This is a genomic window from Agromyces subbeticus DSM 16689, from assembly GCF_000421565.1.
Classification (GTDB): domain Bacteria; phylum Actinomycetota; class Actinomycetes; order Actinomycetales; family Microbacteriaceae; genus Agromyces; species Agromyces subbeticus.
Genome location: NZ_ATXG01000003.1, coordinates 216,434 through 239,610, shown reverse-complemented (window position 1 = coordinate 239,610; position 23,177 = coordinate 216,434). Strand labels below are relative to the sequence as shown.

Below are 23,177 nucleotides of genomic sequence, written 5' to 3'. Positions count from 1 at the left end.
CTGGCGCGCCTCCTCAACCCACGGGCAGGTCAGCCGGCGCAGTAGGTGAGCTCGATCGACGAGTGCTGCGGCACGTCGCCCGGAGCCATCGACTGCTGTGTGACCGGGGAGCCCGGCTGCGACTTGCACGCCGGGTCGGGCTTCGGTACCGCCGTCAACTGCAGGTTCTCGGCAGCGAGGTACGAGGATGCCGCGGTCAACGTCTGGCCGGTCAGGTCGGGGAGGGTCACCTTGCCGCTCGAGATGCGGAAGTCGACGGTCGACCCGGCCTCGACCGATGCCCCCGCCTCGGGCGTGGTGCCGAGCACGGTGTCGGCCGGCACGGTCGGCGACGGTTCGCTCGTCTCGGCACCGGCCACGAGACCGGCCGCGACGAGATCGGCCTTCGCCTGTTCGAGTGGCTTGTTCTGCAGATCGGGCACGGCGACGGCCTGCCTGCCGCTCGACACGAAGACAGTGACGGCTGTGCCCTCATCGACGGTCTCGCCCGCGGGCGGGTCGGTCTTGATGACCTGGTCGGCCGGTACCGTCTCGTCGGTCGCGTCGACGCGCGTCGCAGGCAACGCGAGCTCTTGCAGCTGCTCGACCGCCTCTTCATAGGTGAGCCCGGTGAGCACCGGGATCTCTTTGACGTTCGACGGCAGCTGATCGGTCGGCTGGAGGTTGAACGCCCAGTACATGACGGCGATCACGATGACGATCACGCCGATGATGCCAGACCAGATCCAGATCGCCGGCGGGCGGCGCTGGGTGCGGGTCATCGTCTCGTCTTCGGCGAGCTGGCGCAGGGCGAGCTCGGAGCTCGACAACGAGGCCGTGGGAGCACCGAAGAGCATCGTGGCCTGATCGGGTTCGCGATGCACGGGCACGCGACCGGCCGCCGCCGTGTCGACGTCGGCCCGGAACTCGGCGGCCGTCTGGTACCGCTGGTCGCGGTTCTTCGCGAGAGCGTGCAGTACGACCGCATCGAGCGCCGGGGACACCTTGGGATTGATGACGCTCGGCTTTACCGGCCGCTCGCTGACGTGCTGGTAGGCGACCGCGACGGGCGTGTCGCCGCGGAACGGCGGACGACCCGTGAGCATCTCGAAGAGTACGACACCGGTGGAGTACAGGTCGGTGCGGGCGTCGACGGTCTCGCCCTTCGCCTGCTCGGGCGAGAAGTACGACGCCGTACCGAGAATCGCCGTGGTCTGGGCGACGGTCGTCGACGAGTCGGAGACGGCTCGGGCGATGCCGAAGTCCATGACCTTCACCTGACCGGTGGTCGTGATCATGATGTTGCCCGGCTTGATGTCGCGGTGCACCACGCCGGCACGATGCGAGTACTCGAGCGCGGTCAGCACGCCGTCGATGACCCGCACGGCCGCGGCGGCCTCGAGCGGGCCGTCGTGGATGATGTCTTGCAGGAGCCGCCCCTCGACGAACTCCATGACGATGAAGGGCAGCTGCACCTCTTGGCCCGACGCATCGACGACGGTCTCTTCGCCGGCGTCGAACACACGCACGATGGTGGGATGCGCCATGCGGGCCGCCGACTGCGCCTCTTGGCGGAATCGCATGCGGAACGCGGGGTCGATCGCGAGCTGCGGCTTCAGCAGCTTGATCGCGACCTGGCGGCCCAATCGGGTGTCGGAGCCCACGTGAACGTCGGACATGCCGCCGCGCCCGATGAGGGCGCCGACGCGGTACCGACCCGCGAGCACTCGTCCTTCATCGTTCACCGTGGTTCCATCCCTCTCTTCGAGCTGTGCTTTCTGCTCGGGTCTACAGACCCGGGGCCGGCGTGACGGTCACGGTGGCGGACGGTGAGGAGGGGGACGCCACCGAGCCGCAGTAGTACACGTAGGTGACCGTGAGCGGGCCGCTCGTCTCATCGGTCGTCTGGATGATCGCTTCGGTGGCGCCGGCGGCCGAAGGCTGAACCGTCGGAGCACCGGTGCCGGTGACCGACACCTGGTAGCCCGACAGCGTCTGGCCGGCCGGGCAGCTCTGCGCATCCCACGACACGGTGAACGTGTCGCCGGCGTCGATGGTCGCCGGGTTCACGCGCGGTGCGGCCGACGGGGCTCCAGGTGCCTCGGGGTTCGCGTAGTAGGTGATCGTGACCTCGGAGCCGATCTGCATGTTGCCCGTGGGGTTCACGTCGTAGACACGGCCCGCCTCGTCGGCCGTCGCCGCGGGGTTGCCCTCGACCGCGTTCGCGACCATGCCGAGGCCCTCGAGCTTGGCGCGCGCCTCATCGACGGTCAGGCCGAGGTAATCTTCGCGATTGACCTGCGCGGTCGTCGGTGCGGGAGGCGTGGTCTGCGTCGGTGGCGGCGTCGACGTGGTCGACGGAGGCGTGCTCGGAGGGGTCGACGGCGCCTCCTTCTCGCCCCCGTTCATCGCGAGTGCGATGATCGTGCCGATGAGCACCATCGCCAGCAGCGCGATGAGCACGATGAGCGGCCAGGTCCAGGGACTGCGCTTCTTCTTTTCTTCGACCGGCTCGTCGACGTCGGTCGCCACGCCGGAGGCCGACGGCATGACCGTCGTGGCAGCGGTGGCGCCCGACTGCGGCAGCAGCATGGTCGCGGCCGTGACACCGGCGGCACCGAGCACGGCGGGCACGGCCGCGGCGGCAGCCTGCACATCGCCCCGACGCAGCGCCGTCGCGGCACGCGCGAGGTGCGCGGCAGACTGCGGCCGATCGGCAGGGTTCTTCGCGATGCATCCGTAGACCAGATTGCGCACCGGCTCGGAGACCGTGACCGGCAGATCGGGCGGGGTCTCGTTGATCTGCGCCATCGCGATGGCGACCTGCGACTCGCCCGTGAACGGGCGGCGGCCGGCGAGCGCCTCGTAGGCGACGATGCCGAGGGAGTAGATGTCGGTGGTGGGCGACGCCGGGTGACCCGACGCCTGCTCGGGCGAGAGGTACTGCACGGTGCCCATGACCTGACCGGTGGCGGTCAGCGGCACCTGGTCGGCGATGCGCGCGATGCCGAAGTCGGTGATCTTGACCCGGCCGTCGGGCGTGATGAGCAGGTTGCCGGGCTTGATGTCGCGGTGCACGAGGCCGGCGGCGTGCGCCGCCTGCAGGGCCGCCGCGGTCTGCGCGACGATGTCGAGCACCTTGTCGGTGGAGAGCACGTGCTCGCGCTCGAGAATGGTCGAGAGCGCCTCGCCCGGCACGAGCTCCATGACGAGGTACGCGCTGCCGTCTTCTTCTCCGTAGTCGAAGACGTTGGCGATGCCCTCGTGGTTGACGAGCGCGGCGTGACGGGCCTCGGCGCGGAATCGCTCGAGGAAGCCGGGGTCGCCGAGGTACTCGTCTTTCAGGATCTTGATCGCGACCTGGCGGCCGATGACGAGATCGGTGGCCTGCCACACTTCGCCCATGCCGCCGATCGCGATGCGGGACTGCAGTTCGTAGCGCCCTCCGAAGGTGAGCCCTGCGCTCGGTCTCATTTGTTCAGCACCGCCTCTAGTACCTGCTTTGCGATGGGTGCGGCTATGAGATTGCCGTACCCCTCCTGACCAAGTCCCCCGCCATCCTCAACGAGCACTGTGATCGCGTACTGAGGATTGTCGGCGGGGGCAAAACCGGTGAACCAGAGAGTGTAGGGGTCACTCTCGCCGTTCTCCGCTGTACCTGTCTTACCGGCCACGCTGACGCCGTCTATTCTTGCATTACTCGCGGCACCGTTCTCGACGCCGTTGATCATCATGCCAACCATCGTGTTCGCCGTCTCCTCGCTGATCGCACGGCCGAACTCACGGGGCTCGAACTCCTGCAGCGGCGTGAAGTCGGGTGCGGTGATCTGGTCGACGAGGTTCGGGTTCATCACGATGCCGCCGTTGGCGATCGCGGCCGACACCATCGCCATCTGCATCGGCGTGGCACGCACCTCGTACTGCCCGAACGCCGAGAGCGCCGTCTGCGCGTCGTCGAGCACTCGCGGGTAGACGCTCGGCTCGGTCGCCGTCGGGATCTCGAACTCCGAGTTGAACCCGAACTTCTCGGCCTGCTCGCGAATGGCGGCGTCGCCGAGTTCGATGCCGAGCTCGGCGAAGGGGATGTTGCACGACAGCCGCAGCGCCGTGGCCAGGCTGACGGTGGCGCCACCGCCGCAGTCGCCGCCCTCGGTGTTGCGCACCACCGAGTCGGTGCCGGGCAGGGTGAAGCTCGACGGATTGGGCAGCTGGCTCTCGGGCGTGTACTTGCCCGACTCGAGCGCTGCAGCGACGACCACGAGCTTGAACACCGAACCGGGCGGGTTCATGTCGCCGCCGGTGGCCCGGTTGAAGAGGGGGTCGCCCGGGTCGGCCAGCAGACCTTCGTAGGTCGCGATGACCTGCTCGCTGTCGTGCACGGCCATCGTGTTCGGTTCGTAGGTGGGCTTGGTGACCATCGCGAGGATGCGGCCGGTCGACGGCTCGGTGACGATGACGGCGCCCGACTGCTCGCCGAGGGCGTCCCATGCGGCCTGCTGCGCGACCGGGTCGATCGCGACCTCGACCGAGGCCCCCATCGGGTCTTGGCCCGAGATCAGTCGGTTGAGCGAGTCGAAGAACTGGCTCGACGACTGCCCGCTGAGGTAGTCGTTGAGCGACCGCTCGAGGCCCGTGGCCTCGCCGTTCACGGGGATGAACCCGGTGACGGGCGCGTACAACGGCCCGTTGGCGTAGACCCGCTGGAACTTGTAGTTGTCGTCGGAGGGCTGCGACGAGGCGATGGGCTCGCCATCGACGAGGATCGGCCCGCGCTCGATCGAGTAACTCTCGTAGAGGGTGCGCGAATTACGCGAATCGGCCTCGAGGGCCTCGGCCTGCACGTACTGGATGATCGTCGACGAGACGAGCAGGGTGAGGAACATGAGCAGGGCCACGATCGAGACGCGCTTGAGTTCTCGGTTCATCCGTCGATCACCAGCCTTGGGTGGTTGCGCACGGTATCGGAGAGCCGCAGCAGCAGGGCCACGATGATCCAGTTGGCGACGAGCGATGAACCACCGGCCGCGAGGAACGGCGTGGTGAGGCCGGTGAGCGGGATGACCCGGGTCACGCCACCGACGACGATGAAGACCTGCAGCGCGACCACGAACGCGAGGCCCACGCCGAGCAGCTTGCCGAAGTCGTCTTGGCCGGCGAAGCCGATGCGGAACCCGCGGGCGACGAAGAGCAGATAGAGCGCGAGGATCGCGAAGATGCCGGCGAGCCCGAGCTCTTCGCCGAGGCTCGCGATGATGTAGTCGCTCTGCGGCACGGGGGTGAGGTCGGGCCGGCCCTGGCCCCAGCCCGTGCCGATCAAGCCGCCGTTGGCGAGCCCGAAGAGGCCCTGCACGAGTTGATAGCTGCCGCCGGGGTCGGCGTTGAATCGCGCGTCGCTGAACGGGTCGAGCCAATTCGCGAAGCGATTGCCGACGTAGTCGAGGGTCTGGCTGGCGATGATGGCGCCGCCGATGAAGAGGCTCAGCCCGAGCACGACCCACGACAGCCGGCTCGTGGCGACGTAGAGCATCACGAGGAAGAGGCCGAAGTACAGGAGCGCGGTGCCGAGGTCGCGCTGGAACACGATCACGGCCATCGACAGGGCCCACACGATGAGGAGCGGCCCGAGGTCGCGGGCACGCGGGAACTGCATGCCGAGGAACTTCGTGCCCACCATCGACAGCGAGTCGCGGTTGCGCACGAGGTAGCCCGCGAAGAAGACGGCGAGGGCGATCTTCGCGATCTCACCGGGCTGGAACGTGGCGATGTCACCGAAGCCGATCCAGACCCTGGCGCCGTACACCTCGCGGCCGAGCCCGGGCACGAGCGGCAGCAGCAGGAGGATGATCGCGACGAGTCCGGCGAGGTACGTGTAGCGGAACAGGACGCGATGGTTGCGGATGACGAGGATCGTCGCGATGGCGCAGATGATCGCGATCGCGCTCCACGCGATCTGGCGCACGGCGGCCGACTCCCAGCCGGCATCTCCCTCGGCGATGTCGATGCGGTAGATCATGGCGATGCCGAGGCCGTTGAGCACGGTCGCGATCGGCAGCAGGAACGGGTCGGCGTCGCGAGCGACGAAGCGCATCGCGATGTGCAGCCCGAACACGAGGAGCGACAGGCCTGCGCCGAGCAGCACGAGCTGCGTGTCGACCCGGCCGAGCGCGCCGAGCTGCACGAGCACGATGGCCGCGGCGTTGATGAAGCACGCCACGATGAGCAGCCAGAACTCGAGGTTGCGCAGTTTCTGCGGCATCCGGATGCGTCGGATGCCCTCTGGCGGCGTCGCGGTGCGCGCCGACGCCGGGCGTGCGTCACTCAACGGAGTCCTCCAGCCGTTGCACGATGCGATACGCCTCTGAGAAGGAGCCCGCGCTGATGGTCTGCTCGACCCGCTGCTGGTCGTAGGTGCGCAACTCGGCCACGTCGAGCGACGTCTCGGTATGCAGTTCGTGCAGTGAGATCGGCCCGAGGTCTTGCTGGATGCCCTGGAAGATCGCGACCCTGCCGTTGGACTCGCCCACGTAGTAGCGAGTCTGGGTCCACTGGTAGCCGAGCACGAACGTGATCACGATCGCCCCGATGAGCAGCACGATCCAGAAGCTCCACATCCAGCGGCGACGGCGTCGACGACGTGCATCTTCTTCGATGATCTCGTCGAAGAAGTCGGCCGAGTCGGGCTCGAAGTGCGTCTCTTGCACGGGGTGCGGACGGAAGGGCGTGAGGCGGATGCCGCGGCCGCGAACCGGCTCGGGCTGGCCGAAGGCGAGCGGAGCGGCGGCCGAGCCGACGATGAGCGGCGGGGTCGCGGGGGCCGGGGGCTCGCCGATGTCGAGGATCACGACGGTCACATTGTCGGGGGCGCCGCCGTCGAGCGAGGCCTTCACGAGGCGGTCGGCGACCTGCTTGGCACCGGCCTCGGCCGACATGAACTCGTGGATGTCGTCGAAGGAGACGACGCCCGAGAGGCCGTCGGAGCACAGCATCCACCGGTCGCCGGCCCGGGTGTCGAGCACCATCGAGTCGATCTCGGGGGAGGCCTCGACGTCTCCGAGCACGCGCATCAGCACCGAGCGTCTCGGGTGCACCATCGCCTCTTCGGCGGTGATGCGGCCGGCGTCGACGAGTCGCTGCACGAAGGTGTGGTCGGTCGAGATCTGGCTGAGCTCGCCCGACCGCAGCAGGTAGATGCGCGAGTCGCCGATGTGGGAGATCACGACGCGGTCGCCGACGAGCAGCATCGCGCTGACCGTCGTGCCCATGCCCGTGAGCTCCGAGTGATCGGCGACGGTTGCGGCGAGCTGCCGGTTCGCCGCGATCAGCGCACCCTCGAGGGAGGCCGCGGCTTCGGTGGTGTTGTCGTAGTCGACATCGGCGTCGGCGATGCGACGGGTTGCGATCGCACTCGCGACGTCACCGCCGGCGTGGCCGCCCATGCCGTCGGCGACCAGGAACAGCCGGCGTCCGGCGTAGCCGGAATCCTGGTTGTTCGAGCGGATGCGCCCGACATGCGAGACCGCTGCGCTCGCCTTGACCGTCGCCATGGGCTACCGCCGCAGCTCGAACGTCGTCGCTCCGACCTTGACGGTGGCTCCGAGCGGGATCGGGGTGGGCACGGTCACTCGGGAGCCGTTGAGGAAGGTGCCGTTCGTCGAATCGAGGTCTTGAATCATCCAGCGCCCGTTCCACTGCATCAACCGGGCGTGATGGGTCGAGGTGTAGTCGTCGCGGATGATGATGGCCGAATCGCTCGATCGACCGATGGTGATCTCGTCGTGCCCGAGCGGGAATTCGGCGCCGCTCTTCGTGCCGCTCGTGATGACGAGTCGCGTCGCGTTCTCGCTCGAGGCGAGCTCGCCGTTGGCGCCGCCGGATGCCGCGGGCGCGTGCGCGACCGGAGCGGTGGGTGCTGCAGCCGCCGGGACGGGCGAGCTCGGGAACGCGGAGGCGGCTGCCGGTGCCGCCACGGCTGCAGCGTCGGGCTGCAGCTTTCGCACGCGCTGCCCGAAGAGGTCGCTGCGCAGCGCATAGACGATCGCGAAGATGAACACCCAGAGCAGCAGCAGGAAGCCGAGCTGGAGCACGAGAAGAGTCAGTTCGCTCATTCGCCGGGCCCCCAGAACCCGCCCATGTCGTGGCGTTCGGTCGCCGGGTCGCGTCGGCGTGCCTCGCCGCCGCCCCCGCCGGATGCCTGCGCGAGCACGCGGAAGACGATGCGCGAGCGGCCGATCGTGATGACCGAATCGGGTTCGAGGATCGCCTCTTTGACAGGGGCGCCGTTGAGCTGGCTCCCGTTGGTGGAACCGAGGTCGCGCACGCGCGCCCGGCTGCCGTCCCACTGCACCTCGGCGTGCCGCCGTGATGCACCGGAGTCGTCGAGCGTGATGTCGGCCTCGCTGCCGCGACCGATGACGGTGCGACCCTTGAGGATCGGGTAGCGCTTGCCGTTGACGTCGAGCACGGGGGTCCAGGCGACCTGGCCCTTCACGTTCTGCGAGTCGACCTGCACCATGCCGACGGCGAGCCCTTCATCGGGCTGGAGCGAGATCGTGATGCCGCCGGCGAACTGGAAATGCTGGCTGGCCGCGTGCTTCTGCACCAGGTCGGTGAGTTCGTCGGTGAGCGCCGGGCCGAGGCCGGCCATGCGGTCGAAGTCGACGCGCGCCATGCGCACGACGAAGCTGTTGGGAACGAGCACGCGGTCGCGTGAGACGACCGCAGCCTTCGTGTCGATCTCGCGCTTGAGGGCTGACGTGATCTCGACGGGTTGCAGCCCCGAGCGGAAGGTCTTCGCGAACGCGCCGTTGACGGCTCGCTCGAGACCCTTCTCGAAGTTGTCCAGTAGGCCCACAGGTCTCCCGTTCCAGTTGTACTCCGGCTCAGCCGTGACTGTGACATGGTAGCCCGAAGGGCTGTGAAGACTCGCGAATCAGTCGATCTGGATCGTCGAGTCGGCCTCATCCACGTCGAGCGACAGCGTCGGGATCGACGCCGTGAGCAGCGTGCCGTCGGAACGGCGCGACCCCGTGACGTCGCGCATCGTGGGCGCGCCGTACAGGCGCGGCCCCTGGCCGTCGACCGGCACCGAGACATCCGTGCCCGTCGTGACGATGACATCGACACCGCGCACCCGCACCCGCGCTTCGATGCCCGCTTCGACCGAGAACGTGATCGATTCGGGGTCGAGGGTCACGCGCAGCCGCGTGCCGCGCAGGGTGATGCGGAACGTGAGCCGCGACCAGCCGTCGGGCAGCCGCGGATCGAACGTGAAGACGCCGTTGTGGTCGCGGAATCCGCCGAAGCCCGAGACGAGCGCGCTCCAGACGCCGCCGGTGGATGCCACGTGCACGCCGTCGGCCGCGTTGTGATGCAGGTCGGCGAGGTCGACGAAGAGCGCGGAGCGGAAGTACCGCACCGCGAGCTCGTGGTAGCCGACCTCGGCCGCGATGATCGACTGCACGACCGCCGACAGCGTCGAGTCGCCGGTGGTCAGCGGGTCGTAGTACTCGAAGTTGGCCCGTTTCGCCTCGGTCGAGAAGCGGTCGCCCTGCAGATAGAGGGCGAGCACGACGTCGGCCTGCTTCAGCACCTGGAAGCGGTAGATCACGAGCGGGTGGTAGTGCAGGAGCAGCGGCCGGCGATCTTCGGGCGTGTTCTCGAGGTCCCACAGCTCCTTCTGGAGGAACTGCGAATCCTGCGGGTGGATGCCGAGCTGCTCGTCGAACGGGATGTGCATGTGCGCGGCGGCGCGGCGCCAGCTCGCGACCTCTGCGGGCGTCACCTCGAGGCGCTCGACGAGGCGGTGATAGGCGACGGGGTCGAGCACCTGCAGGTTGTCGACGGCGGATGCCGCGGCGGCGAGGTTCGCCCGCGCCATGACGTTCGTGTAGAGGTTGTCGTTGACGACGGTGGTGTACTCGTCGGGCCCGGTGACGCCGTGGATGTGGAAGATGTCGTCGGTGTTGTTCGACCGCCAGAAGCCGAGGTCCTCCCACATGCGAGCGGTCTCGACGAGGATGTCGATCGCTCCGCGTCCCAGGAAGTCCTGATCGCCGGTGGCGGCCACGTACTGGCACAACGCATAGGAGATGTCGGCATCGATGTGGTACTGCGCGGTGCCGGCCGCGTAGTAGGCGCTCGACTCCTGCCCGTTGATCGTGCGCCACGGGAACAGGGCTCCGAGCTGGTTCAGCTCCTGCGCGCGGGCGCGGGCGGCAGGCAGCATCCGTTGCCGGAATCGCAGCACGTTGCGCGCGACGATCGGGGCCGTGTAGCTGAGGAACGGGAGGACGTAGACCTCGCTGTCCCAGAAGTAGTGACCGCCGTAGCCCGAGCCGCTCACGCCCTTGGCGGCGACGCCGTCGCCGTCGGTGCGCGCGGTGGCCTGCGCCAGCTGGAAGAGGTTCCACCGGGTCGCCTGCTGGATGGCCGCCTGACCCTCGATCTCGACATCGGATCGGGCCCAGAAGTCGTCGAGCCACGCTCGCTGCTGCGAGAACAGCGCCGCCACGCCCTGCTCGACCCCGCGGTCGAGGGTGCGATCGCACCGGTCGACGAGCTCTCGGGTCGGCACCGTGCGGGCCGTGTGGTAGCTGATCGTCTTCGTCACACGGATCGGCTGACCCTGTTTCGCCTGCACCCGGTACGTGTGCTTGGCCAGGTCGTCGCCGATCGAGCTCGACTCGTTGTACTCGTTCTCGGTCGCGATCTGGTGCTCGGCGCCGACGGCGATCGTCATGCCCGAATTCGTGGTCTGATACCCGAGCACGTACCGGCCGTTCTCGGCGCGCTTCACCCGCGGCTGCAGCACCCGCTCGTTGAACATCTCGGCCTTGCGCGGGTCGAAGCTGCCGATCGCCTCGGGCACGCCCGAGCGGTACTCGTCGCGACCGTCTTGGCGGTTCAGGATCTGGCTCGAGATGGTGACTGCGGCATCGGCGTCGAGCATCTCGACCTCGTAGTCGATCAGCGCGAGATGCCGGTCGGTGAAACTGACCATGCGCCGGCTCGTGATCAGCACGCGCTTGCCCGAAGGTGTGCGCCACACGATCGAACGGCTGAGCGCGCCCAGGCGGAAGTCGAGCCGGCGCTCGTAGGAGAGGATCTCGGCGACCGTGAGCACGAGCGGCTCGTCGTCGACGTAGAGGCGGATGACCTTCGCGTCGGGCGCGTTCACGATCGTCTGGCCGACTCGGGCGAAGCCGAACGCCTCTTCGGCGTGCCGGATCGGCCAGGTCTCGTGGAACCCGTTCAGGAAGGTGCCGTGCACGTGGCCGTCGCGGCCCTCTTCGACGTTGCCGCGCAGGCCGAGGTAGCCGTTGCCGACGGAGAAGAGCGTCTCGGTTCGGCCCATGTCGGCCTCGCCGAACTCGGTCTCGACGAGCGCCCACTCGTCGATGGGGAACCGGGTGCGGTTCAGCGGGTCGTGGTCGGCGAACCTCATTCGCGTTCCTCTCGGGTGGTGGTGTTCGCGGGGGAGTCGTGGTGCGGGAGCAGGGGGATGAGCTCGTCGAGCTCGTCGACCACGAGGTCGGCGCCGAGCTCTTCGAGGGCCTCGCGGCCGACGCCGCGATCGACGCCGATGACGACGCCGAAGTCGCCTTCGGCCCCGGCCTTCACGCCGGACTCGGCGTCTTCGACGACCGCGCAGGCCGTGGTCGGCAGGCCGAGCAGCTCGGCGGCGCGCTCGAAGGTGTCGGGGGCCGGCTTGCCGGGGATGCCGTCGCGCGCCGCGACGGCACCGTCGACGACGACCTCGAAGCGATCGGCGAGCCCCGCGGCGGCCAGCACCGAGGGCGCGTTCTTCGAGCTCGAGACGACGGCCACGAGGCATCCGCTCGCCTGCACCGCGTCGAGGAACGCCACGCTCGCCGGGTAGGCGGCCACTCCCTCTTCGGCGAGCGTCTCGTTGAACGCCTCGTTCTTGCGGTTGCCGAGTCCGTGCACGGTGTCTTCGGCCGGGGAGTCGGTCACCTCGCCCTCCGGCACGCGGATGCCGCGGCTCTCGAGCAGGCTGCGCACGCCGTCGTAGCGGGGCTTGCCGTCGATGTATGAGAAGTAGTCGGCCTCTTCATAGGGCGCGGCGCCGTGCTGCTCGAGGTACGGGGTGAAGAGGCGCGCCCAGGCGTGCATGTGCACCGTCGCGGTCGGCGTGAGCACGCCGTCGAGGTCGAAGAGGTAGCCGCGGATGCCGCGGAGGAGGGCAGCGCCGTGGGCGGCGGGGGCCTCGGGTGAGCCGGGCGAGCCGGGGGAGCTGGGGGAGCTGGGGGAATCGTTCATGGGGGAGGCTGGCGAGGTCACGGGCGGTCCTTTCGTCGCGTCGGTCGGGGCACCGGAACCCGCTGATCGATGCTATTCCCGTGCGGCGGGGCAGCGCGAGGTGGGAACCAGACTCGGAGGAATCGCCAAGGGTCCGGGCGGTCGATCGCTCCGGTTGCCGGGAGGTATCCGCTGGCTCGAATGGCTTTGGCGGCGGCGAGATGTTAGTCTCTCGTGGTTGGACGCACTTCGGTGCTCCACACGTGCGCGAGTGGCGGAATTGGCAGACGCGCTGGCTTCAGGTGCCAGTACTCGCAAGGGTGTGGGGGTTCAAGTCCCCCCTCGCGCACCACACATCGAACGGTCCGGGTCTCCATGAGGCTCGGGCCGTTCTCTGTTGGCGCGCGTCAGGCGGGCTGCACGATCGGCAGCACCTCGGCCGAGGGCAGCGACGCGAGCAACGCGCCGGTCACGAGCAGCTTCGAACCACGGATGCCGCTGCCGACGATGAGCCGGTCGTGCCCAGCGACCGAGGGGTCGATGAGCAGAGGCCAGGCGGCGGGCAGGCCCACGGGCGTGATGCCGCCGTACTCCATGCCGCTCAGTTCGACGGCCGCCTCCATGGGGGCGAACGACAGCTTGCGCGCATCGAGGTGGCGCCGCACGGCGCCGTTGACGTCGAGTCGGTCTGAGCCGCGCACGAGGCACGCCGCGTACCAGGTGCGCTCGCCGCGGCGGGCCTGCACGATCACGCAGTTGGCGCCGTCGCCCATCGAGATCTCGTAGTGGTCGCAGAACGCGGCGGTGTCGGCGAGCGACGGATCGATCGCGGCGACGAGCGGGCCCGCGGCATCCGTCGTCGCCGTCGCGTTCAGCGAAGCGAGTGCGCTCGCCGTCGGCGCGGCGAGCAGCGCGGGGGAGTCGAGTGCGGGCGTGAAGTCGAGGGTTCCGAAGCGCATGGTGGCTTCAGGCTACGTCGGATGTCCCTCGTGGAGGTGCGTTGTGAGGGCGTGCTGCCGACGACGCCTAGCATCTGAGCATGGACAGACTGCAGCAGCCCGACGAGAACCGAGAAGCGTTCGTGCGACGGAACGTGGGGCGGCCGGGTCTCGTGGCGAACGGGCCGACCCTCGTCGACCTGTACGACCGCATCGCGAAGCTCGAGCAGCGCGTCGAGGAGCTCTCGGCCCGCAACGACTGAGCGACGAGCGGATGGGCCGGCCGGAGTGTTCTCCAGCCGGCCCGTCTCGATCAGGCCGCCGACCAGCCGCCGTCGCTCGCGAGCACGACGCCGTTGATGTTCACGCCGTCGTCGCTCAGCAGGAAGGTGATCGAGGCTGCGAGGGCCTCGGCTTCCGCGGCATCGGGCAGGATCGTCATCGCGAGCTGCACGCGCTCGGCGCCGAGCGGTGAGGCGAACTTCGCCTCGATGTTCGTGATGGTCGGGCCCGGGGCGACCGCGTTGACGCGCAGGCCGCTCGGGCCGTACATGAACGCCGTCGACTTGGTGAGGCCCACGACGGCGTGCTTCGAGGCGGTGTAGGCGACGCCCGCGGCAGAGCCGCGAAGCGCGGCCTCGGAGGCGGTGTTCACGATCGAGCCGATGCCCTGGGCGACCATCACGGGCACGACGGCGCGCATGAGCTTCATGGTGCCGTCGACGTTGACCGAGAACACCCGCTGCCAGACGGCGTCGGTCAGTTCGCCGATCGGCGTCATGTCGTCCATGATGCCGGCGATGTTCGCGAGCCCGTCGATGCGGTCGCCGGCAGCGGCGACGATCTCGGCGACCTTGGCGTCGTCGGTGATGTCGGCCACGAGGGTCACGATGTCGGCGCCGGCGTGCTCGCCGGCGAACTCGTCGAGGCGCTCCTGCGAGACGTCGACGGCGATGACCCGGCCGCCCTCGCGAGCGACGCGCGACGCCGTGGCGCGCCCGATGCCCGAACCGGCGCCGGTGACGATGACGGTCTTGCCCGCGAACCGGCCCTGGTCGAGGCGCTCGACCCATTCGGGCACCTCGACGGCTGCAGCAGCGGGCGAGGCGGCGGCAGCGGATGCCTCGGCGCCGGCCGAGGCGGGCTCGGTCGTGCCCGCGGCATCCGTCGACCCGTTCACGGTGGTGCCGGCCGGAACGTCGCCCGCCGCCGCTCGAGCGACGAGTTCGTCGACCATCTCCTGGCTGAACTGGCCCTTGCTGAGCTTGATGAGGCGCTTGATCGCGAGGCGCTGCACGGGGCGCATGACGTCGGCGTCCTGGCCGGCCTGCGCGAGCAGGTCGCGCAGGATGGGGCCGCCGACCGGGTGCTCGAGCCAGGTCTTGATGGAGTCGTCTCCCGAGAGGGGCTTGGGGGTGCTCATGGCAGTGATTCCTTCTCTTCCGTGTGCGCGGTTCTGCGCCGCCGAAACTAACCGGACATCTGTGTCCGGTAGTAAGGTAACACCCGTGCCTGAACGTGGGAAGGGAATCTCCGAGGCCGCCCGCAAGGCCAATCGCGGCCCGAGCGCCGGCCCCGAGAATCGCCGCGCGATCATCGCCGCTGCGCGCGAGGTGTTCGCCGCCGACGGACTGCAGGCGCCGTTCAACGCGATCGCCAAGAAGGCGGGAGTCGGGCAGGGCAGCCTCTACCGGCACTTCCCCGATCGGCTCGCGCTCGCGGTCGCCGTGTTCGACGAGAACATCGACGAACTCGAGGCATCCGTGGAGCCCGAGGCCGCGACACTCGACGACCTGCTCGACGCGATCATCGAGCAGGCGGTCGTCTCGACCGCGCTCATCGACCTCATCTGGCACGAGCGGCACGACGCTCGCGTGAACCACCTGCAAGACCGCCTCGCCCGCATCGCCGAGACGATGCTCGTGCGCGAGCGCGCCGCCGGCCGACTCGGCGACCACGTCGAGGTGGCCGACGTGCTGCTCGCCGTCACGATGCTCGCCGACGTGCTCTCGCGCACCGACGAAGCCGACCGTCAGGCGGTCGCCCGGCGCGCGCGCGCGCTCTTCCACACGGCGTTCGCCCCGCGCTGATCATGCTCAGCGCGTCGTTGGAGCGAACCGCTCGGCGCTGAGGCGCAGCACCCGGTCGGCGCCGTGCTGATCCACCGGCAGGAACCCGAGTCGCTCAGCGAGCGCGAGCGAACGGGTGTTGCCGGCATCGACGACCGCGGTGACCCACTTCGCGTCGAGCTGGCCGAAGGCGAGGCCGAGCACCGCCGTGGATGCCTCCGTCGCGTAACCGTGGCCCTCCCAACCGGGCGCCACGATCCAGCCGATCTCGGCCGAGCGCTCGTCGGCCCCGACGTCGCGCAGGTGCAGTGACACGTCGCCGATGAGGATGCCGTCGCGCTCGACGCCGAGGGCGAGGAAGTCGTCGCGCTGCACGAGTTGCGTGTGACGGGTGCGGTGCGCGAGGTGGCGCGCCGACTGGCGGCGGGTGCGCTCGGGCCATGGCAGGTACTCGAGCACGCTCGGCTCGCATTGGAGGGCGTACCAGGCCGCGGCATCCGTCATGCGGTGCGGGCGGAGGAGCAGGCGGTCGGTGCGGAGTGTCGGTGCCACGATCGGGGCCTCGAGGCGAGGCCCGCGCATCCAGCGCGGCCGGCGCGGCACGGCCAGGCGCAGGCGACCGAGGGCGCGGGTCACGGCGTGCAGGGCCGAGCCGGCTGAGCGGCGGGTCGAGCTGCCGATGAAGCTGGGAGCGAGAGCGCGCGTCATATGGCCCGACGGTACCCAGCCGAGAATTGACGGCGGCATGCGATCATGTGAGCTCGCTATGAAGTGATGCAATTCGGGATGCATCGTGCAACCCCGACCCGATAATTGAGCGTGATCTCGCCCGCTCAGTTGCCCGTCGACGGCTCACCGCGCCGTCGTGCGATGCTCGCGCAGCTGCCGCGGATCACCCGCCCCGACGGCGCGCCGATCCGCGTGCTGTTCGTCGACGACGAGGTCACGCTGACGCGACTCGTGAGCCTCGCACTCGCCTACGAGGGCTGGATCGTCGACGTCGCGCACACCGGCCACGACGCGCTCGAACTCGTCGCCACCGCGCGACCCGACGTCGTCGTGCTCGACATCATGCTGCCCGACATCGACGGCATCACGGTGCTGCGCCGCCTGCGCGAATCGGGCTCGGCGGCGCCGACCCTCTTCCTCACCGCACGCGACTCGGTCGACGACCGCATCATCGGCCTCACGGCCGGCGGCGACGACTACATGACCAAGCCCTTCAGCCTCGAAGAGCTCGTCGCCCGGCTGCGCGGGCTGCTGCGGCGTATCGTGCATGCGCCGGCCGAGGGCCAGCGCCTGCAGGTCGGCGACCTCGTGCTCGACGAGCGCAGCTACGAGACCTCGCGTGGCGACGAGCCGATCGCTCTCACGACCACCGAGTTCGAGCTGCTTCGCTACCTCATGCGCAACCCGAACCACGTCGTGAGCCGGGCGCAGATCCTCGAGAACGTGTGGCACTACGACTTCGCCGGCAAGGCGAGCATCGTCGACCTCTACATTTCCTATCTGCGGCGCAAGATCGATCGCGATCGCACGCCGCTCATCCACACCGTGCGCGGCGTCGGGTACATGCTCAGGTCGCCCGCGTGAGCGCGCCGGGCGACCGCGTGCGCCGGCCGATGACGTTGCGCACCAAGATCGTGGCGGGCGTCGCCGCGCTGGTCGCCGGAATCCTGCTGACCGTCAGCCTCTTCAGCGACATCGCGTTGCGGGCCACCGTGGACTCGATGGTCGACGGCCAGGTCGCGGCGTCGTTGTCGGGCTTCGAGCACTCCGTGCACAAGAGCCGCAACAATGCCGCCCGGTCGGGCGACACCGATTCACCCAAGGGCTTCGGCAAGGAGCTCGTCGACTTCGTCGGGCACGCACCCGGCACCATCATCGCGATGACCGTCGACGGAGAGATCGTGGATGCCGCGCGGTTCACCGATGCCGGTGGGGTGCCGCTCGACGCGGCGACCGTCGACGAGATCGAGTCGGCTGCCGAACGGTTGTCGGCTGGGCCGGCCGGGTCGGCTGGGTCGGCCGAGTCGGAGGGGCTGGCGGGGTCGGCCGGTTCGGCCGCCGACGGCGCGGCGCTCGATCAGCTCGACCCCGTCGATCTGCAGCTGGCCGAGTTCGGCGCCTACCGGGCCACCGTGGCCACCGACCGCAGCGACTCCCTGCTCTTCGTCGCCGTGAGCTCGGCGGCGGCCGAAGAGACCGTCGTCGCGCACACGATCGTGAACCTGGCGCTCGCCGCGTTCGCGATCCTCGCCGCGGTGGTCGGCGTCGCCCTGCTGGTTCGCGCAGCACTTCGGCCGTTGTCGAGGGTCGCTGCCGCGGCATCCGCCGTCACCGACGTCGCACTCGACTCGGGCGAGGTCTCGGTGCCCATGCGGGTCGACCCCGACGATGTCGACGGCCGCACCGAGGTCGGCCAGGTCGGGCAGGCGCTCGAGCTGCTGCTGCGCCACGTCGACGACGCGCTTCGGGTGCGTTCGGCGACCGACCTGCGCATGCGCCGGTTCATCACCGATGCGAGCCACGAGTTGCGCACCCCGCTCGCGGCGATCCGCGGCTACGCCGAGTTGACGCGCCAAGACAGCGAGAACCTGCCCGAGACGACGGAGTTCGCGCTCTCGCGCATCGAGTCCGAGGCGAATCGCATGAGCTCGCTCGTCTCCGAGCTGCTGCTGCTCGCGCGGCTCGATGAGGGCCAAGACGTGCAGCACGACGAGATCGACCTCGCCGACCTCGTCATCGCGGCAGTGAGCGACGCGCAAGCGGCGTACCGCGACCACGAGTGGATCGTGAACGTTCCCGAATCGGCCGTGACGATCAGCGGCGATCCCGAGCGCCTGCACCAGATGATGAGCAACCTGCTCGGCAACGCGGGCGTGCACACGCCGGAGGGCACGACGATCAGTGTGACGGTGACGCTTCCGGCGACGGATGACGCGGGCGCGCCCAAGCCCGGTCTCGTGCGCGTGCTCGTGGCCGACACGGGGCCCGGCATCGACCCCGAGCTCGTACCGATCCTCTTCGAGCGCTTCGTGCGCGGCGACCCCTCGCGCGGGCGCGGGAACGGCAGCACCGGTCTCGGGCTCGCGATCGTCCGCTCGATCGTCGAGGCCCATGCCGGCACTGTCGAGGTGCAGTGGAGCGGCGCCGGCACGACCTTCGTCGTCGAGCTTCCGGCGGCCGAGCGGCCCGTGGCGCAGCGGCCGGTGCCGGTAGCTGAGCAGGAGCCGTCACCGTCGCGTTCGTCGAGCGCGGCAGCCGACCACCTAGCGAGCGACGCACCGGTCGGTTCGCCGCCCACGTCGATCGATGACCGATCAGCGGAGCACGAGGCGCCCGTCGGCTGAAACCGCTGTCAGGCGCGTCGTGCACACTGGAGCCATGATCGCCGACCACGCCCTCGACTGGCGGCCGCGGCATCCGACCGACCTGCGCCAGACGCTCGGGTCGTTGCGCCGCGGCGGTGGCGACCCGTCGTTCCACGTGGATGCGGTCGGGGCGGTCTGGCGTGCAACCCCCACGGCCGAGGGCGATGCGACCGTGCGATTGACCCAGCCGGCGCTCGACCTGCTCCGCTGCGAGGCGTGGGGGCCGGGCGCGGGCGCGGCGGTCGCACAAGCGCCCGACCTGCTCGGCGAGCGTGACGACCCCAGCGGGTTCGAGCCGCTGCTGCCGCTCCTCGACGACGCCCACCGGCTGAACCCGGGCCTGCGCATTCCGCGCACGGCGCAGGTGTTCGAGGCGCTCGCCGCGACCATTCTCGAGCAGAAGGTCATCACGCTGCAGGCGCACGACTCGTGGCGGCGCCTGCTGACCCGCTTCGGCAGTGTCGCGCCGGGCCCGACGCCGCGCCCGATGCGCGTCGCGCCGACGCCAGAGGCGTGGCGGTCGATCCCGAGCTGGGAGTGGCACCGCGCAGGCGTCGACCCGAAGCGCGCACGCACCCTGCAGAATGCCGCCGGCTATGCCGCCAAGCTCGAGGTCGCGTCGACCATGAGCCCCGCGGATGCCGCGGCTCGCCTCACCCTCATGCCCGGCGTCGGCCCGTGGAGCGTGGCCGAGGTCGCCCAGCGCGCGCTCGGCGATGCCGACTCGCTCTCGGTCGGCGACTACCACCTGTCGAACTACGTCGGCCACGCGCTCGCGGGTCGAGACATGACCGACGACGAGATGCTCGTGGCGCTCGAACCGTGGCTGGGGCACCGGTACCGCGTGGTGCGGCTGCTCGGCGCGGCCGGAGTGCGCGGCCGACCGCGACGCGGGCCTCGCATGTCATTCGTCGACCACCGGGCGATCTGACCCGGCGACACGACGCGGCGTGTGCCGGACGTCCCGTCGAGCCGTCGCGGCATCCGTTCGGAGGCGATGTCCTCCGGGCTCATAGGACACGCATAGGCTCGACTCGTAGCGTGCCCTGAGGTCGAACCCGGCCGATTTTCGAATACGAAGGACGTCATGACCGTGAACACATCCGCCAGCTCCAAGGTCAACGTGCCGCTGATCCTGCTCTGGGTCGTGGCGGTGGCCCTGATCGGCGGGGGCTACTGGCTCCTGGCCTCCTCGAACGCCAAGCAGATCGAGCTCTACACCGCAGGCTCGCAAGACGTCGAGGGCCTGCTCACCGCGCAGTCGTCGACGACGATCGCCGGCCTGCTGCTCACCGCCGGCGCACTCGCCGTGGTCATCGCGCTCGCCGTGCACGCGCTCGCCGTCGTTGCCGCCCGCAACGCGGTGTCGGCTGCCGCGGCGCCTGCCGCCATCGATGACGAGGCCTTCGACGAGGGCGACGACCTCGACGACGCGCCGGTCGTGACGGCCGACCGCCCGGTCGTCGCCGAGGCACCGGCACCGGCTGCGCCCTCAGCGCCCGCCGCCGTGGCCGCCGACGAGGCGGTGACGGCCGATGCTCCGGCCGCGGCCGCTCCGGCCGCCGATGCCGAGGTGCCCCCCAGCGAGTCGAAGTAACACCGACTCGCGTCTCACGAACGCGTCACCTCGCGAGCTGAACGCGGAGCTCTCCGCTCCCGTCGTCGCGACGTGGCGCGTTCGTGCGTTCGCCCCGCGCCCGGTTCCCGCTGCTGCTGCCATTCGACGAGTGGTTGCAGCAACTCGATGAGCTGCAGTCCCGCGGCGCTCGGGGTGTAGGTGATCGTCACGGGCGTGGTCGCGCGCACGTGGCGCTCGATCACGCCCTCGTCTTCGAGCTCTCTGAGGCGGGCGGCGAGCAGCCGGTCGGAGATGCCGGTGACCGCGCCCCGGTACTCCGAGAATCGGCGGGCGCCGCGCACCCCGGCGAGGAGGATGGCGGCGTTCCACTTACGGCCCGCGAATTCCACGGTGCCCTGGAAGCGGCGGCACGCGGCTTCGTCGATATGCCCGAGCTCGTGCAGGCGTGCGCGGTGCTCGTCGAGGTCGGCGACCTGGGGCACTGGTTTGCTTACCATAAGTAAGTAGCTTACCTCAGTCGTGCGCCCGGGGCATCCGTGCAGCACGATGGAATCGTGGCGCCGACCCGGTGGCGCCCGCTGAGCGATCGGAGCACGATGCACTACGGCCACGAGCTGCAGTTCGGCATCTTCATCACGCCGAAGAACGACCCGCCGCAGTACGCGGTGCGTCTGGCCGAGCTCAGCGAGGCGTCGGGCTACGACCTCGTGACCTTTCAGGACCACCCGTACCAGCCGGCGTTCCACGACACCCAGACGCTGCTCACGTGGGTGGCGGCGCGCACCGAGCGCATCCGCCTCTCGGCGAACGTCGCGAACCTGCCACTTCGCCCGCCGGCCGTGCTGGCGCGTGCGGCCGCGAGCCTCGACCTGCTCTCGGGTGGACGCTTCGAACTCGGCCTCGGGGCCGGCGGCTTCTGGGACGCGATCGAGGCGATGGGCGGCCGCCGCCTCACACCCGGCCAGGCGGTCGACGCGCTCTCGGAGGGCATCGACATCATCCGCGGCATCTGGGACCAGGGCGATCGCACTCGCTTCGAGGTCGACGGCGAGTACTACCGTGTCGACGGCGCGAAGCGCGGGCCGGCGCCGGCCCACAACATCCCGATCGTGATCGGCGCGCTGAAGCCCCGCATGCTGCGCCTCATCGGCCGCAAGGGCGACGGCTGGCTGCCCTCGCTCGCGTACCTGCAACCCGGCGATCTCGCCGCGGGCAACGCCACGATCGACCAGGCGGCGGTCGGGGCGGGCCGCGACCCGCGCGAGATCCGGCGCCTCGTGAACATCGGCGGGCGATTCTCGGCGGGCGCCGGCGGCGGGTTCCTCGACGGGCCCGCATCCCAGTGGGTCGAGCAGCTGCTGCCCTACGTCGTCGACGACGGCGTGGGCACCTTCATCCTCGCGAGCGACGACCCCGGCACGATCGCGCACTTCGCCGACGAGGTCGCGCCCGCACTCCGTGAGGCGGTGGCGCGTGAACTGCGGTCGGCGGATGCCGCGGCATCCGCTGATTCGATCACCGGGTCGTCCGGAAGCTCGGCGACCGGACGTGCGACGGGCACGGCGCCCGTGCGCAGCTCGGCCGTGCGCGCGAAGCGCCGCGACGGCATCGACTACGGCGCCGTGCCCGCCTCACTCGCCGCCGAGGCGATCGAGCCGGGCGACGCGGGCTACGTGCGTGTGAAGTCCACCTATATGCGCGGCGGTTCGCCGGGGCTCGTGCTGCGCCCGGCCGACGCGGCGCAAGTGGCCGACGCGATCGGCTTCGCGCGGGCGAACCCCGAGGTGCCGCTCGGCGTGCGCAGCGGCGGACACGGCATCAGCGGCCGTTCGACGAACGACGGCGGCATCGTGATCGACCTCTCGCGCCTGAACGCGATGCAGGTGCTCGACGAGGAACGCCGACTCGTGCGCATCGAGGCCGGCGCGCGCTGGCAGGATGTCGCGGCGTTCCTCGCGCCCCACGGCTGGGCGCTCTCGTCGGGCGACTATGGGGGCGTCGGCGTCGGGGGCCTGGCGACCGCGGGCGGCATCGGCTGGCTCGTGCGCGAACACGGACTGACGATCGATCACGTGCGCGCCGCCGAGGTGGTGCTGGCCGACGGCAGCATCGTGCGAGCGGATGCCACGGAGCATCCCGATCTCTTCTGGGCCGTGCGCGGCGCCGGGGCGAACGTCGGCGTGGTCACGGCGTTCGAGTTCGAGGTCGACGAGGTCGGAGCCCTGGGGTTCGCGCAGCTCGCGTTCGACGCGACCGACACCGCTGGGTTCCTGCAGGCGTGGGGCGACTGGGTCGTCGACTCGCCGCGCGACGTCACGAGCTTTCTCATCATGGGCGGTGCCCGACCGGGTCAGCCGCCCGTCGCGCAGGTGATGGCGGTGATCGACTCGGACGACCCCGAGATCGTGCTCGCCCGGCTGCAGCCGCTCGCCGAGGCCGCGCCGCTCGTCGGGCAGGATGTGCGGCTGACGAGCTACGAGTCGATCATGGCGAACGCGGCCGACGGCAGCCACGGCGCCGACGGCGAGCCGACGGCACGCACGGGCATGCTCGGGCGCATCACGCCCGAGTTCGCCCGTGACGCCGCCCGGTTCCTGGCGAGCGGGGCGAGCTACTTCTTCCAGTTGCGAGCCGTCGGCGGCGCCGTGCACGATGTGCCGACGGATGCCACGGCGTTCGCGCATCGCTCGGCGGAGTTCTCGGTCGTCGCCTTCGGCTCGAGTCGCTCGCAGACCAGTGAACGATGGAACGAGTTGCTCGCACCGCACTTCAGTGGTGCATACGTGAGCTTCGAGACGGAGCAGGGTGCTGCGGCGGTGGCTGCGGCGTACCCGCCGGCGACGCTCGAGCGGTTGCGCGCGATCAAGCGCGAGGTCGACCCGGGCAACCTGTTCCGCGATAACGCGAACGTGGAGGCGGCGCTCGCCTGACCGGCGAGTCGGTGCACGTCCGTGCAGATCTCGAGAACCGGGATGAAAAC

Annotated in this window: 20 protein-coding genes and 1 tRNA gene; 8 read left to right on the top strand and 13 right to left on the bottom strand. The window is 69.9% G+C overall.

Translation table 11 applies throughout. The features are described 5' to 3' along the window. Positions 1 to 29: 29 nt before the first annotated feature. From pknB to H521_RS21995, 9 genes are all read right to left on the bottom strand, one after another. Positions 30 to 1,724: a Stk1 family PASTA domain-containing Ser/Thr kinase gene (gene pknB, locus H521_RS0107215; RefSeq protein WP_022892359.1), complete on the bottom strand. Its 1,695-nt coding sequence runs from the start codon at positions 1,722 to 1,724 to the stop codon at positions 30 to 32. 43 nt (positions 1,725 to 1,767) lie between these two features. Further along, positions 1,768 to 3,453, bottom strand: coding sequence for a protein kinase domain-containing protein (locus tag H521_RS22000; protein ID WP_022892358.1), 1,686 nt, complete (start codon positions 3,451 to 3,453; stop codon positions 1,768 to 1,770). Next, positions 3,450 to 4,904: a peptidoglycan D,D-transpeptidase FtsI family protein gene (locus tag H521_RS0107205; protein WP_022892357.1), complete on the bottom strand. Its 1,455-nt coding sequence runs from the start codon at positions 4,902 to 4,904 to the stop codon at positions 3,450 to 3,452. Before H521_RS0107205 ends, H521_RS22000 begins: the two co-directional genes overlap by 4 nt. Next, positions 4,901 to 6,235 carry an FtsW/RodA/SpoVE family cell cycle protein gene (locus tag H521_RS0107200; RefSeq protein ID WP_022892356.1) on the bottom strand — a complete coding sequence of 445 codons (1,335 nt, stop codon included), beginning with the start codon at positions 6,233 to 6,235 and terminating at the stop codon, positions 4,901 to 4,903. Before H521_RS0107200 ends, H521_RS0107205 begins: the two co-directional genes overlap by 4 nt. Positions 6,236 to 6,293: 58 nt before the next feature. Next, a complete protein-coding gene (locus H521_RS0107195; RefSeq protein WP_022892355.1) occupies positions 6,294 to 7,523 on the bottom strand; it encodes a PP2C family protein-serine/threonine phosphatase in 1,230 nt (409 codons plus the stop codon). A 3-nt stretch (positions 7,524 to 7,526) separates the two neighbouring features. Continuing rightward, positions 7,527 to 8,084 carry an FHA domain-containing protein FhaB/FipA gene (locus tag H521_RS0107190; RefSeq protein WP_022892354.1) on the bottom strand — a complete coding sequence of 186 codons (558 nt, stop codon included), beginning with the start codon at positions 8,082 to 8,084 and terminating at the stop codon, positions 7,527 to 7,529. Further along, positions 8,081 to 8,830, bottom strand: a complete 750-nt coding sequence (locus tag H521_RS0107185; protein ID WP_022892353.1) for an FHA domain-containing protein — start codon at positions 8,828 to 8,830, stop codon at positions 8,081 to 8,083. The genes H521_RS0107190 and H521_RS0107185 overlap by 4 nt, the downstream gene beginning before the upstream one ends. A 78-nt stretch (positions 8,831 to 8,908) precedes the next feature. Beyond that, complete coding sequence (locus tag H521_RS0107180) at positions 8,909 to 11,422, bottom strand: glycoside hydrolase family 65 protein (RefSeq protein WP_022892352.1); 2,514 nt, start codon at positions 11,420 to 11,422, stop codon at positions 8,909 to 8,911. Beyond that, on the bottom strand, positions 11,419 to 12,258 hold the full coding sequence (locus tag H521_RS21995) for an HAD family hydrolase (protein WP_022892351.1): 840 nt from the start codon (positions 12,256 to 12,258) through the stop codon (positions 11,419 to 11,421). Before H521_RS21995 ends, H521_RS0107180 begins: the two co-directional genes overlap by 4 nt. A gap of 244 nt (positions 12,259 to 12,502) precedes the next feature. Here H521_RS21995 and H521_RS0107170 point away from each other — a divergent pair. Continuing rightward, positions 12,503 to 12,589 (top strand) — tRNA-Leu (locus H521_RS0107170). Between the two features lie 55 nt (positions 12,590 to 12,644). Here the strand turns inward: H521_RS0107170 and H521_RS0107165 are convergent. Further along, positions 12,645 to 13,196: a YbaK/EbsC family protein gene (locus H521_RS0107165; RefSeq protein WP_022892350.1), complete on the bottom strand. Its 552-nt coding sequence runs from the start codon at positions 13,194 to 13,196 to the stop codon at positions 12,645 to 12,647. Positions 13,197 to 13,276: 80 nt separating this feature from the next. Here H521_RS0107165 and H521_RS25765 point away from each other — a divergent pair, with 80 nt between their 5' ends. Further along, on the top strand, positions 13,277 to 13,438 hold the full coding sequence (locus H521_RS25765) for a hypothetical protein (RefSeq protein ID WP_022892349.1): 162 nt from the start codon (positions 13,277 to 13,279) through the stop codon (positions 13,436 to 13,438). A gap of 50 nt (positions 13,439 to 13,488) precedes the next feature. On the opposite strand, the gene H521_RS0107155 is transcribed toward H521_RS25765, so the two are convergent. Beyond that, positions 13,489 to 14,598 carry an SDR family NAD(P)-dependent oxidoreductase gene (locus H521_RS0107155; protein ID WP_022892348.1) on the bottom strand — a complete coding sequence of 370 codons (1,110 nt, stop codon included), beginning with the start codon at positions 14,596 to 14,598 and terminating at the stop codon, positions 13,489 to 13,491. An 85-nt stretch (positions 14,599 to 14,683) separates the two neighbouring features. On the opposite strand from H521_RS0107155, the gene H521_RS0107150 reads away from it, so the two are divergent. Beyond that, positions 14,684 to 15,265, top strand: coding sequence for a TetR/AcrR family transcriptional regulator (locus H521_RS0107150; RefSeq protein ID WP_022892347.1), 582 nt, complete (start codon positions 14,684 to 14,686; stop codon positions 15,263 to 15,265). A 6-nt stretch (positions 15,266 to 15,271) separates the two neighbouring features. Here the strand turns inward: H521_RS0107150 and H521_RS21990 are convergent, their stop codons facing one another. Next, on the bottom strand, positions 15,272 to 15,952 hold the full coding sequence (locus tag H521_RS21990; RefSeq protein ID WP_022892346.1) for a GNAT family N-acetyltransferase: 681 nt from the start codon (positions 15,950 to 15,952) through the stop codon (positions 15,272 to 15,274). Positions 15,953 to 16,114: 162 nt separating this feature from the next. Between H521_RS21990 and H521_RS0107140 the strand changes: the two genes are divergently transcribed. The 4 genes from H521_RS0107140 (at position 16,115) to H521_RS26225 (ending at position 20,215) form a co-directional block, all read left to right on the top strand. Next, a complete protein-coding gene (locus H521_RS0107140) occupies positions 16,115 to 16,837 on the top strand; it encodes a response regulator transcription factor (protein ID WP_051159222.1) in 723 nt (240 codons plus the stop codon). Then, a complete protein-coding gene (locus tag H521_RS21985; protein ID WP_022892344.1) occupies positions 16,834 to 18,597 on the top strand; it encodes a sensor histidine kinase in 1,764 nt (587 codons plus the stop codon). The genes H521_RS0107140 and H521_RS21985 overlap by 4 nt, the downstream gene beginning before the upstream one ends. Positions 18,598 to 18,631: 34 nt before the next feature. Further along, positions 18,632 to 19,549 (top strand): DNA-3-methyladenine glycosylase family protein, encoded by a 918-nt coding sequence (locus H521_RS0107130; RefSeq protein WP_022892343.1) that lies wholly within the window; start codon positions 18,632 to 18,634, stop codon positions 19,547 to 19,549. A gap of 156 nt (positions 19,550 to 19,705) precedes the next feature. Then, positions 19,706 to 20,215, top strand: coding sequence for a hypothetical protein (locus H521_RS26225; RefSeq protein WP_022892342.1), 510 nt, complete (start codon positions 19,706 to 19,708; stop codon positions 20,213 to 20,215). Positions 20,216 to 20,229: 14 nt separating this feature from the next. On the opposite strand, the gene H521_RS21980 is transcribed toward H521_RS26225, so the two are convergent. Next, the gene (locus H521_RS21980; protein WP_084512035.1) at positions 20,230 to 20,694 is read right to left on the bottom strand and encodes a winged helix-turn-helix transcriptional regulator; all 465 of its coding nucleotides are present in this window, start codon (positions 20,692 to 20,694) and stop codon (positions 20,230 to 20,232) included. A 57-nt stretch (positions 20,695 to 20,751) separates the two neighbouring features. Here H521_RS21980 and H521_RS0107115 point away from each other — a divergent pair, with 57 nt between their 5' ends. Next, positions 20,752 to 23,127, top strand: coding sequence for an LLM class flavin-dependent oxidoreductase (locus H521_RS0107115; RefSeq protein ID WP_022892340.1), 2,376 nt, complete (start codon positions 20,752 to 20,754; stop codon positions 23,125 to 23,127). Positions 23,128 to 23,177: the final 50 nt, after the last annotated feature.

Bases quoted from the DNA above. Each gene is read 5' to 3' on its own strand.
- H521_RS22000 (WP_022892358.1), bottom strand. From the start codon at position 3,453: ATGAGACCGAGCGCAGGGCTCACCTTCGGAGGGCGCTACGAACTGCAG.
- H521_RS0107205 (WP_022892357.1), bottom strand. From the start codon at position 4,904: ATGAACCGAGAACTCAAGCGCGTCTCGATCGTGGCCCTGCTCATGTTC.
- H521_RS0107200 (WP_022892356.1), bottom strand. From the start codon at position 6,235: ATGCCGCAGAAACTGCGCAACCTCGAGTTCTGGCTGCTCATCGTGGCG.
- H521_RS0107195 (WP_022892355.1), bottom strand. From the start codon at position 7,523: ATGGCGACGGTCAAGGCGAGCGCAGCGGTCTCGCATGTCGGGCGCATC.
- H521_RS0107190 (WP_022892354.1), bottom strand. From the start codon at position 8,084: ATGAGCGAACTGACTCTTCTCGTGCTCCAGCTCGGCTTCCTGCTGCTG.
- H521_RS0107180 (WP_022892352.1), bottom strand. From the start codon at position 11,422: ATGAGGTTCGCCGACCACGACCCGCTGAACCGCACCCGGTTCCCCATC.
- H521_RS21995 (WP_022892351.1), bottom strand. From the start codon at position 12,258: ATGAACGATTCCCCCAGCTCCCCCAGCTCCCCCGGCTCGCCCGGCTCA.
- H521_RS0107165 (WP_022892350.1), bottom strand. From the start codon at position 13,196: ATGCGCTTCGGAACCCTCGACTTCACGCCCGCACTCGACTCCCCCGCG.
- H521_RS25765 (WP_022892349.1), top strand. From the start codon at position 13,277: ATGGACAGACTGCAGCAGCCCGACGAGAACCGAGAAGCGTTCGTGCGA.
- H521_RS0107155 (WP_022892348.1), bottom strand. From the start codon at position 14,598: ATGAGCACCCCCAAGCCCCTCTCGGGAGACGACTCCATCAAGACCTGG.
- H521_RS21990 (WP_022892346.1), bottom strand. From the start codon at position 15,952: ATGACGCGCGCTCTCGCTCCCAGCTTCATCGGCAGCTCGACCCGCCGC.
- H521_RS0107140 (WP_051159222.1), top strand. From the start codon at position 16,115: ATGCTCGCGCAGCTGCCGCGGATCACCCGCCCCGACGGCGCGCCGATC.
- H521_RS0107130 (WP_022892343.1), top strand. From the start codon at position 18,632: ATGATCGCCGACCACGCCCTCGACTGGCGGCCGCGGCATCCGACCGAC.
- H521_RS26225 (WP_022892342.1), top strand. From the start codon at position 19,706: ATGACCGTGAACACATCCGCCAGCTCCAAGGTCAACGTGCCGCTGATC.
- H521_RS21980 (WP_084512035.1), bottom strand. From the start codon at position 20,694: ATGGTAAGCAAACCAGTGCCCCAGGTCGCCGACCTCGACGAGCACCGC.